General features: G+C 47.6%; 5 protein-coding genes and 2 pseudogenes. All 7 read left to right on the forward strand.

All coding sequences use genetic code 11. The annotated features are described in order from the left end of the window. The first annotated feature begins 300 nt into the window (after positions 1–300). Positions 301–2766: an amino acid permease gene (locus QUA13_RS16635; RefSeq protein ID WP_333200185.1), complete on the forward strand. Its 2466-nt coding sequence runs from the start codon at positions 301–303 to the stop codon at positions 2764–2766. A 194-nt stretch (positions 2767–2960) separates the two neighbouring features. Then, positions 2961–4109: pseudogene (locus QUA13_RS32795) on the forward strand (leucine-rich repeat domain-containing protein); the annotation flags it as partial. A gap of 498 nt (positions 4110–4607) precedes the next feature. Next, a pseudogene (locus QUA13_RS32800) lies at positions 4608–5171 on the forward strand (DUF6745 domain-containing protein); the annotation flags it as partial. A gap of 196 nt (positions 5172–5367) precedes the next feature. Further along, positions 5368–6321 carry an ABC transporter ATP-binding protein gene (locus QUA13_RS16645; RefSeq protein ID WP_333200190.1) on the forward strand — a complete coding sequence of 318 codons (954 nt, stop codon included), beginning with the start codon at positions 5368–5370 and terminating at the stop codon, positions 6319–6321. 77 nt (positions 6322–6398) lie between these two features. Further along, positions 6399–8072, forward strand: a complete 1674-nt coding sequence (locus QUA13_RS16650) for a hypothetical protein (protein WP_333200192.1) — start codon at positions 6399–6401, stop codon at positions 8070–8072. Between the two features lie 573 nt (positions 8073–8645). Beyond that, positions 8646–10808 (forward strand): DUF4394 domain-containing protein, encoded by a 2163-nt coding sequence (locus tag QUA13_RS16655; protein WP_333200194.1) that lies wholly within the window; start codon positions 8646–8648, stop codon positions 10806–10808. A gap of 174 nt (positions 10809–10982) precedes the next feature. Then, positions 10983–11270 (forward strand): hypothetical protein, encoded by a 288-nt coding sequence (locus QUA13_RS16660; RefSeq protein ID WP_172192262.1) that lies wholly within the window; start codon positions 10983–10985, stop codon positions 11268–11270. The last annotated feature ends 107 nt before the right edge of the window (positions 11271–11377 follow it).

Raw genomic sequence — 11377 nt, forward strand, 5'->3', positions numbered from 1 at the left:
TTCGATTGGTAATGGTTTCATTACTGCTACTGCTATACTTATTTTAAGTGTACTCTATTTACCTGCAATCTGCTGTAACTCAGTCAGGACTTACGCAGTGAGAATGATTTTTTGTCATTTCAATCCTTCACAAGGCTTCAGGACTGTGAAGAATTTCAAATCTTTATAATTTAGAGAGTATAGAGTAGAAAGAAGATCCCAGAGAAGTGGTTGATGAACTAATTTTTTTGGTAGCGAATGAAACAGTCAGTGACTTCAGGGAAAACTTGAATCTACATTAGTCCTCTTTCTACGAGAATCATGAATCGCAATCCGGTTTCAATACCTCCCTTGCCTCAGAGTCTTTCTTCACAAGAAACCTGGGGGTTTGGCTTTAGTGGGTTGCTTTTATGGTTAGGGACTGCGCCTGCGATGAATGCCGCACTAGGTCCGCAGGCGATCTGGGTTTGGTTGCCGGGAACAATCATTAGCATGATGCTCAACCTGCAAGTTAAGCGGTTAGGGACTTACTTCCCAGAGGTAGCTGGAGGCACCCCAAACTATACGACCCGCTTGCTCCACCGGTTGCCAAACTTGGCTCGCTATGGGGCGATTGGTTATATGTTCGGCTGGGCGTCTGTGCCAGCCATGAATGCGATCGTTCTGACCGATTTAATCAAAGCGAATCTGACGCCACTGGGGATTACCTGTCCAGAGATCCTATTCAGAATTGGGTTTACAGTGCTGCCGTTCATCGTTGCTTTTAGTGGAACTCGCACGCTAGGTATTTTGCACTCTTTCTTTATATTTCCAGCGATCGGGTTTCTTCTCACCTTCTGTATCCAAGGCATGGCTTGGTTAAGTTTTGCTCCCGCTAGCCCTGGGGTGCTGCCCGAGCTGGGAGCAGGCGTTTCTCCGATCGATTGGATGAAATGGTTCTTTATCGCCGTTTATGCGGTTTATGGCGGCGAAACGGCTTCTTCATTTGTGGCAGATAGCCGCCAACCCAGCGTTACCCTACGGTGCTTGCAAGTGACGACGGGATTGCTTCCGATCGTCTATCTCGGCGGATCGTGGGTTTTGATGCGGTTAGCCACAGATCCCGGCTTAGGGGATAGCGCCTACCTCAATCTAGTGGCAACAACCCAACCCTTCTGGGGCACATTCGCCCCCGCCCTCGTCACCTTTCTGATTGCGTCAGGATGTCTCCTCAGCTCTGCGACTGCTGTTTCTAACAGTCCCCGGATTTTGTATCAGTTAGCCAAAGATGGCTACTTACCACCCGTGTTTGCCGTGCTGTCTCGCCGGGGAGTGCTCGAACCCAGTTTGATTTCCACCCTCGGGCTGAGTCTCATTTGCCTGTGGTGGGGCGATGTCGCACGGGTTGTGATGGTGGGGGGCACCGGCTACCTGAGTTCGATGATGGCAATTCACTTAGGCGAGTGGGTCAGTCGGCGACGACCAGAAACCAGGTGGCCCTGGTGGTCGCTGGGCTTCTTTGGCCTTGAAGCGGCTGTTTTAGTAGTGGGTGGGTGGGCATGGAGCTGGCAGGACTTAGCCATTGGCTTACTGCTACCTTGGCTGATTGGCGTGGCAGGCACTCAATTACCGCGCCTGAACGTCCCCCTGTTCCATCCTGATGGGTGGATGCAACGGTATCACCAGCAACCCGATACCAGCAAAACAGATTGGTTGGCATTTCAGGTCACGATCTTAATTGGTTTAGTGTGCAGTGCGCTGAGTATTGGCTGGTGGGTGAGAGCGGGTTTAGAGCGGGTGGGTGTGGGGCAATATGTGGCGTTGTTTAGCATTTTGTTAGTGACGGTTGCCTTCGTGGGAGTGGCGATCGCCTGTTGGACCAGTTTGCCTCAAATTGCTGCCATTACTGAAGCCCGAGAGCAAGTCGAACGCACGCTGCTGGAGTTGCAACAGACCCAAACGCAACTCGTGCAGGCAGAAAAAATGTCAAGTTTAGGGCAATTAGTGGCAGGGGTCGCCCATGAAATCAATAACCCCGTTAATTTCATCCACGGCAATCTGACCCATTTGCGGGAGTACACGCAAAATCTGATGGATCTGATTGAACTTTACCAGCAGGAGAATCCTAATACGTCTCCAGATCTTCAAGCTATGGTGGATGACATCGATTTAGAATTTTTGCAGAAAGACCTACCGAAAACCCTGAATTCGATGGAGATTGGCACCGATCGCATTCGTCAGATCGTGCTGTCATTACGCAACTTTTCCCGTCTTGATGAAGCTGACTTTAAAACTGTCGATATTCACGCAGGGATTGACAGCACCCTCCTGATTTTGGGAAATCGCCTCAAAGCCAGAGCCGATTACCCAGAGATTAAAGTCACTAAGGACTACAGCCTCCTACACCACGTTGAGTGCTACCCCGGACAACTGAACCAGGTGGTGATGAATATTCTGGCAAATGCGATCGATGCGCTCGAAGAAAGCAGTAGCGGGAAAACCTATGCACAACTCCAAGCTAATCCGGGGCAGATTAGAATTCGCACGTCACCGATCGAAGCTGATTGGGTAGAAATTGCGATCGCTGACAACGGTGTTGGTATGTCCGAACAGATTCAGCAACGCATTTTCGATCCGTTCTTTACCACCAAGCCTGTGGGAAAAGGGACAGGCATGGGGATGTCCATAAGTTATCAAATCATCACGGAAAAACATCGTGGTAAGCTCAAGTGTTTTTCTACGATCGGGCAAGGAACTGAGTTCATAATTCAGATTCCCACCCGCCAACAATTTAGTAAAGCTGTATAGAAATAATTAATTTTGTACTCTCGGAGTGTTTAATGTCAGAAGAACAACCAAACGAATCAATTAGTTTTAGCCGCTTTGCCGACTGGTGCAGGCATATTGACAGTCTTTCAAAATCGGCAAGGCAAACAGTTAAAGTGTTGTTAAAAAAGGCTGGCACTTATGACCCACAAGCAGCCCAGCAGATACTTTCAAGCATGACAGAACTGGATCTCGGCCACAATGAAATTACCGACATCAGCGTCCTCGGCTCGCTCACCAATCTGACAACACTGTCTCTGCGCAGCAATCCAATTACCGACATCAGCGTCCTCGGCTCGCTCACCAATCTGACCACACTGGATCTGGGCTACAATAAAATTACCGACTTCAGCTTCCTCGGCTCGCTCACCAATCTGACCACACTGGATCTGTGCAGCAATCAAATTACCGACTTCAGCTCGCTCGGCTCGCTCACCAATCTGACCACACTGTCTCTGGACTACAATCACATTACCGACATCAGCTTCCTCGGCTCGCTCACCAATCTGACCACACTGGATCTGGGCAGAAATCAAATTACCGACTTCAGCTTCCTCGGCTCGCTCACCAATCTGACCACACTGTCTCTGCGCGACAATCACATTACCGACATCAGCTTCCTCGGCTCGCTCACCAATCTGACAACACTGTCTCTGCGCGGCAATGAAATTACCGACTTCAGCTTCCTCGGCTCGCTCACCAATCTGACAACACTGGATCTCCACTACAATAGAATTACCGACATCAGCTTCCTCGGCTCGCTCACCAATCTGACCACACTGTATCTCAACGACAATAAAATTACCGACATCAGCGCCTTGCGTGAGCTCACCAATCTGACAACACTGGATCTCGACATCAATCAAATTACCGACATCAGCTTCCTCGGCTCGCTCACCAATCTGACAACACTGGAGCTGGGTGGCAATCACATTCTCGACATCAGCTTCCTCGGCTCGCTCACCAATCTGACAACACTGGGTCTCGGCTACAGTCCAATTACCGACTTCAGCTCCCTCGGCTCGCTCACCAATCTGACAACACTGTCTCTCAACGACAATAGAATTACCGACATCAGCTTCCTCGGCTCGCTCACCAATCTGACAACACTGGGTCTGGGCGACAATCAAATTACCGACATCAGCTTCCTCGGCTCGCTCACCAATCTGACAGAACTGTATCTGTACGGCAATCAAATTACCGACATCAGCGCCTTGCGTGAGCTCACCAATCTGACAGAACTGGATCTGGGCGAAAATCAAATTACCGATATCAGCGCCTTGCGCGAGCTCACCAATCTGACAGAACTGGTTCTCCACTACAATCACATTACCGCTATGTGCGTGTTAGGCGAACTGGCACAGAAACGTCTTACTCTCTCAACTGGGCCAATTGATGGTCAAAAAGCCACAAAAGCCATCAAAGTTGCCTATGCCGCTATTGGTCTAGAAGAACCCTCCGTTATTATTTGCAGCAGTCCCCGCGACGCTTATCTCCAAATCTTCGACAGGCTCAAAGGCGACCATTCACAAAACTGCTCAGACGAATACAGCAATAGATTGGGGAAAAATCTAGACCACAAATGGAGGTCCCCTGTGGGAGAATTTGCAAGTCCGGCGGTGTGGAAGTATGAGCTCTCTTGCATGACGATGGAGCCCGAAGCAGACAGCACACTGAGTTCGCTAATGAACGAATTTGTTGACAGCTATGTGCGATCGGAACGAACGGTGGGGAAGGTTTTTCCCGATTATTTGGAGGGTCTGGAATACCCTAAAACTCCCACGACTTTGTTTAAGGAAATCTATTTGACCCAATGGTATATATCTTCATTAGGCATCAATCTTTCCCAAAAGGCACAAGAAATATTTCGCTGCCAAAAGCTGCTTTTCGAGCATTGCGGTTTGATATTTCCCTTTGAAAAGATTTGCCTGGTGTGCGATCGCCCCCGCCATCTTCGCTTTGAGAGTCAAAACCGCTTGCACGCTGAAGCAGAACCTGCGATCGAGTTTGCGGATGGATGGAATTTTTACTATTATCACGGCGTCAGATTGCCTGAAAAATACGGTCAAGTCCACCCAAATCAATGGCAATCCCAATGGCTTTTAACAGAAGACAATGCCGAACTGAGGCGAGTGTTAATTCAAGGAATTGGTTACGATCGCATTTGTCAAGAGTTGCAAGCAAAACAAATAGATAGTTGGCAGGAATATGCACTATTAACAATAGATAATGCCGATGTCGAGCTGATTTATTTGTTAAAAATGACTTGTCCGAGTACGGGATTCATTCACGCTTTGAGAGTGCCGCCTAACCTGACATCAGCTAGGGAGGCAATTCGCTGGGCAAATTGGGATATCGATCCAGAGGAATTTTCCGTGCAGACTTGATATAGCAGAAGGAAGAAGGAAGAGGGAAGAAGGAAGAAGGAAGAGTTAATATTAGCAAGGATTTCAGCGATCGATAATGTCTTTGTTTTAATTTCAGAAACGAGATGACAATTCCTGGAAGAACGAGCTAGGCTAGTTGTACACTTCTATTTCCATGCCAGGAATGCACCAATAAAACTTCATTCACCCTCCAAACATGGCAAAACAACTAGCAATAGAAACTCGCGGGCTGACGAAACAATTTGATCGCCATATAGCCCTCAATGACATCGATTTACAAGTAGCAGCCGGCGAAGTATGCGGACTCATCGGCCCCAACGGTGCCGGCAAAACTACTTTGCTGCGGATGTTGGCGGCGGCTGAGGAACCGACTACAGGGGAAATTTACATCAATGGAGATAGGTTGTTGCGCGATCGATCGCACCCGATTCTCAAACAGCGCATCGGCTTTCTTCCCGACGACTTTCCCCTCTACAACGACTTGACTGTTTGGGATTATTTAGACTATTTTGCCCGACTCTACAACCTCCAGCAACCGCGCCGCCGAGAGCGAATCAACTCCGTGTTAGAACTCGTGCAACTAACCAACAAGCGCAACAGCTTAATTTCCACCCTGTCGCGGGGGATGAAACAGCGCCTGAGTTTGGGGAGAACTATTATCCACGAACCGCTATTGTTGTTGTTAGACGAACCCGTTTCTGGCTTAGATCCGATCGCCCGAATGCAGTTCCGCGAAATTATCAAAGCTTTGCAAGAAGCCGGCATGACCGTAGTCATATCATCTCACGTCCTCAGCGACTTAGCCGAACTTTGTAGCTGGGTGGGTATCATGGAACTCGGATATCTGGTCGAAAGCGCACCCTTACAAGAACTTTACAAACGCCTCAGCCGCCAGCAAATTTTTATGTCGGTTGTAGGAAATAAATTAGAAGCGCTAACATCGGAATTAAAAAACTTTCCTTGGGTGGAAAATTGGGCAATAATCCCGGAAACTCAGCAGGTGTGCGTTGATTTTTCAGGAAGCCCGGAAGATGCGGCAAATTTATTACGCGAACTCGTCGCGGCCAACATTCCCCTAACCGAATTCCACTGCACTCAAGAAGACTTAGAAACCATCTTCCTCAAGATGGGACACCAGCAAGCATCTTAATTTGCTCGTTCCCTGTTTACCAGAATAAACAGTGAGTTATAACTGAGTCGTCACCCATTCCTCATCACCAATAACCAATGACACTCCACTTACTAGACAAAATAGGCAACTGGAATCCCCAGTTATTTCGAGAAATCAAAGGCCGCTTGAATACTGGCAATATGGCGATCGCCTCTGCCCTTTCCCTAAGCGGTCAACTGCTGCTATTGATGTATTTCAGCGCCCAGATACCCGTTCCCCCTGCTAATGGGGAGTACACTAACCCCATCTATCACAGATTTTGCACTTTAGATAATGCCAATTCCTATGAGACAAAGTGCGTCAGAGATGCCTTGGGCAACTTTGCCATTAACTGGCCGCAGTGGTGGCTGGAGATATTCATTTGGCTGAGCATATTGAGCGTGTTAGCTTTATTAGTAGCAGGGACTTATATGCTTGTCAGCGACTTAGACAAGGAGGAACGCCGCGGCACGCTCAACTTTATTCGCCTCAGTCCCCAGTCTGCCAAAACAATTTTTCTCGGCAAAATTCTGGGCGTCCCAATTTTACTGTATCTTGCAGCAATTCTGACCGTACCGCTGCACTTGTACGCTGGATTAGCTGCTCAAATACCTGTGAATGAAATTTTATGTTTCTACACAGCGGTTGCAGCTAGCTGTGCTTTATTTTACAGCGCTGCGATGCTATTTGGATTGACAACCAGTTGGTTGGGAGGATTTCAACCTTGGTTGGCTAGCGCTACGGTTTTTGTTGTGTTTGTGATGTCTGTGATCCAATTAACGCGAACTGCTTGGGATTTGCTAACATTTTTGTCTCCCATTTCTATCCTGAGATATCTCCTTTTTGGAGTTGTTGTTAATCCAAATCATGCTTTCCATTGGTTAGTTGCATCTTTAGACAATTTGCAATGGTTTTACTCGCCAGTGGGTACAAATATTGCGAGTGGTCTTGCTTTGTCTCTTTTGGTTTGTGGTACAGGAACCTATTGGATGTGGCAGGGATGGCAGCGCCGCTTTCCCAATCCCAGCGCTACAGTTTTGAGCAAGCGGCAAAGTTATTTGCTAGTTATCTGCTGTCAGACAATAATTTTAGGGTTTGCACTCCCATCAAACCCCATAGCAGGCAGTAGTCTCGCCGCCTTACTGCTCTTGAATTTGCTGATGTTCTTAGCTTTAATTGCAGCTTTAACATCTGACAGACAATCTTTGTACGATTGGGCGAGGTATCGTCAACAAATCGTTCCCAGCAGTCAGAAGTTGTGGCGGCGCTACCCGCTACTCGATTTAATTTGGAGCGAAAAAAGTCCTGCTGTAGTTGCGATTGCGATTAATCTCCTCAGCTCAGTCATAATTTTAACACCTTTTACGCTGTTTCAAAAAATTGAGGCAAAAGAATTTTGGGACGTAATTTGCTCCCTGAATCTCATCCTAATTTACGCAGCCATCACCCAACTATTCCTATTGACAAAAACCCGAAATCCGGAAATTTGGGCTGCAGGCACTGTCGGTAGCGCTATCTTGTTGCCGCCTCTGATTTTATCTATGCTCTTGCTAACCCCAGAAAAAGCTCCTATTTTCTGGTTGTCTTCAACATTTGTTAGCTTTTGGTCTTCGTCTTTCACAGCGTCAGGAAGTACGATTTTGTTCTCCATACTCAGTCAGTGGAGTGTCTTGGTGTTGTTGAACCTCAAATTGCGATCGCAACTGAGACTCGCAGGGCAATCAGCTTCTAAAGCACTGCTGAAAGCTTGAAAAAGCAGGGGTAGGGATCAAACGTGAAACTCCGATTCAGGCAGGGGCTTAAACCCCTGCCTGAAAACTTAAGTCGTCTTCAGACGACTGTTCGACTAACTTATTATGCCAATTCCGCATTTATACTCCACTTTATATTGAGCGCTGGTGGTCGCTGCTACACACAAAGCCCACCTTCGCAGGCTTTAAGATTAAATTTGAAAAATAATTTCTGACTGTACAGATCCAAAATTATAGAGTCAGCGTATATTACTAATGAACGCAGTACAAAGTTTCACAGGTTCGCACCGCTAAAAATTTCAGCTTGCCTGTTTTCAGTTGAGGTGCGATCGCGCTTGGCTACACACCAAACTATAAAATACGGCTAAGTGATATGTATTGAGGAGTGGGTTTATTTGAATCGGGGGGCAGGTTTATATATCGTTTTAGCTGCGTGTAATAGTTTTATGGCAACCCACCCCTAAAGCCGAAAATAATAAAAACTATCCTAAAAGTGCGAATTTGTGATATTTTGACTGAGAATACCGCCGCCGTTAGGCCACGAAAGTATCAAAATTAGAGGGTGATTAGAGCATGGCAGAAATTAGAGGCACCGCACAAGCAAACTTGCTAGCAGGAACTCCAGAAGATGACCTAATTTTTGGTTTGATGGGCAATGACACCATTGCGGGAATTTCCGGTAATGACAGCATTTTTGGAGGAAAGCAAAGCGATTTAATTGAGGGCAATTTAGGTCAAGATTCGATTTTTGGAGATTTAGAGAACGATACTATTAACGGCGGAGAAGGTAACGATTTTTTAGTGGGCGGGAAAGGCAGCGATTCCATATCGGGAAACTCCGGCAATGATGTTTTGTCGGGCGATCGAGATACTGATGTCCTGATAGGCGGAGACGGGGCAGACCTATTTGTTTTGAGGCGCTATGCTGATGCAGATCCTGGTCGTACCAGCGGCGGTGCTAATTTCGCAAATGCTGACGCGATCGCCGATTTTGCAGCCGGTACAGATTTAATCGGTTTGGCGGGAGGTCTTAGTTTTAGCGATTTGAATATTCAGGAAGCTGGAAACGATACTGTTATTCAAGACCGAGTGACTGGAGAATTTCTCGCTACTCTCAGAGGGGTGAGACAAAGTGCGATTAACCAGGCAAGTTTCACTAATAATATTGGCAGCGTTGTTCCCAATCCCCCGCCTCCAGCGCTGACAACGGCTTATGCTTTAACTGCTGCTAATCGGATTGTCGGTTTTAGTCTTTCCAATCCGGGAAGTGTGATCTCAGATTTCCCCGTGACAGGATTGCAAGCGGGAGAAAATTTGCTGGGAATTGATTATCGGCCGGCTAACGGTGTGCTTTACGGTGTGGGTTCTAGCAATCGCTTGTATACTATCAATCCGAGAACCGGGGAAGCCAGTCCAGTCGGTAGCGGGGAGTTTGCTGTTCCCCTAACTCCGGGGGCTGCGGGTTTTGATTTCAATCCGACGGTCGATCGAATTCGGTTTGTCAATGAAGCCGATCAAAACGCCCGCCTCAACCCGGATACGGGAGGAGTTGTCGATTCTGACACGCTGGCGGGGGGAATTCAACTCGACGGGAATTTGGCTTACCGGGCGGGCGATCGCAATTTTGGAAGTTCTCCAGGGGCTGCTGGGGCTGCGTATGTGAATAACTTTGCAGGGGGAACTTCGACAACGCTGTTTGTAATTGACAGCGATTTGGATGTTTTGGTGCGACAAGATCCGCCGAATAATGGAGTGTTGAATACGATCGGATCTTTGGGAGTTGATGCTACTAGCGTTCTCGGCTTTGATGTCAGGAGTATTGGCGGCCGCGAAGTGGCAGTGGCGGCACTGGAAGTTGGGGGCGTTTCGGGCTTGTACAATATCAATTTAAGTAGCGGTCAAGCTTCCTTTGTCGGTCAAATTGCCGACGGGAGACAGATTAACGGTTTGGCTTTGCCTTTGCCTACAGCTTACGCTTTAACTGTCAGAAATGGCGCCGAAACAATTGTCGGTTTTAATGAGGCGGCACCGCGGGCGATTCTCAGCGACGCAGCAGTTACGGGATTGCAGCAGGGAGAAAGTTTGCTGGGGATTGATTTTCGCCCCGCTAACGGTGTGCTTTACGGTGTGGGTTCTAGCAATCGCTTGTACGCCATCAATCCGGTGACTGGGGCTGCAACTGCTGTCGGTAGCGGGCAGTTTGCTGTTCCCCTAACTCCGGGGGCTGCGGGTTTTGATTTCAATCCGACAGTCGATCGAATTCGGTTTATCAATCAAGCCGGTCAAAACGCCCGCCTCAACCCAGATACCGGGGCAATTGTCGATTTTGACACGCTGACTGGGGGAATTCAACTCGACGGGAATTTGGCTTATGCTGCGGGCGATCGCAATTTTGGCAATCCTCCGGCGGGTGTGGGGGCTGCGTATGTGAATAACTTTGCAGGCGCAACTTCGACAAGGCTGTTTGCAATTGACACCAATTTAGACGTTCTGGTGCGGCAAGATCCGCCGAATAATGGGGTGTTGAATACGATCGGATCTTTGGGAATTGATGCTGGTACCGTTCTCGGCTTTGATGTCAGGAGTGTTGGCGGTAACGAGACGGCTTTGGCTGCGATCGAGGTTGGCGGAGTTTCGAGCCTGTACAATATCAATTTGACGACCGGTCAAGCTTCGATTGTCGGTCAAATTGGTGACGGGCGAGGGATTAAAGGCTTAGCACTGACTTTGATTTAACTGCTAGATTCCCAGGCATTTTAGATTGATTTTAGGCATCAATTATGTAGTTTTTAGGTAGAAAGTTGAAAAAAACTCAACTTTTCTACTATCTCAAATTGTCAGTCTAAAATCGTTTGGGCAATTCCCAATTCCCAATTTGAGGTAACATATTATTTTGACAACCAAGATAAGATGTTATCTCAAGTTTTTTACTTGCTACGTTCCCGCAGTGACGGCAAATATCTGTCCGCGAATCCCAATCCAGATGCGGCAGTGAGTTACCTGCTGATGTTTAGTGAAGACTATGACGCTTTGAGTTATCTCAACGCCCACGCTGCTGATGTTGCCGATCGATTCGGAGTAGAATCGATTTCCGGTTCTCAGGTAAAAAAGCTACTCGAACGTTGGGGATTTAACGGTGTGGGGGTTGTTCAAGACCCGCTGTTACCCAATATTGAGTTTTTATTGACAAAGGATTGACAATTCACAACATTTGCGCTTCACCCGGTTTCAAGAAGAAATCGGGTTTTTTGGTCAAGTTTTTAGGCGATAGCCCGATCGAGCTTGTAGAGTTATATGCCCCATAT

The organism is Microcoleus sp. S28C3 (assembly GCF_036700785.1).
In the GTDB taxonomy this organism is placed as follows: Bacteria; Cyanobacteriota; Cyanobacteriia; order Cyanobacteriales; family Microcoleaceae; genus Microcoleus; species Microcoleus asticus.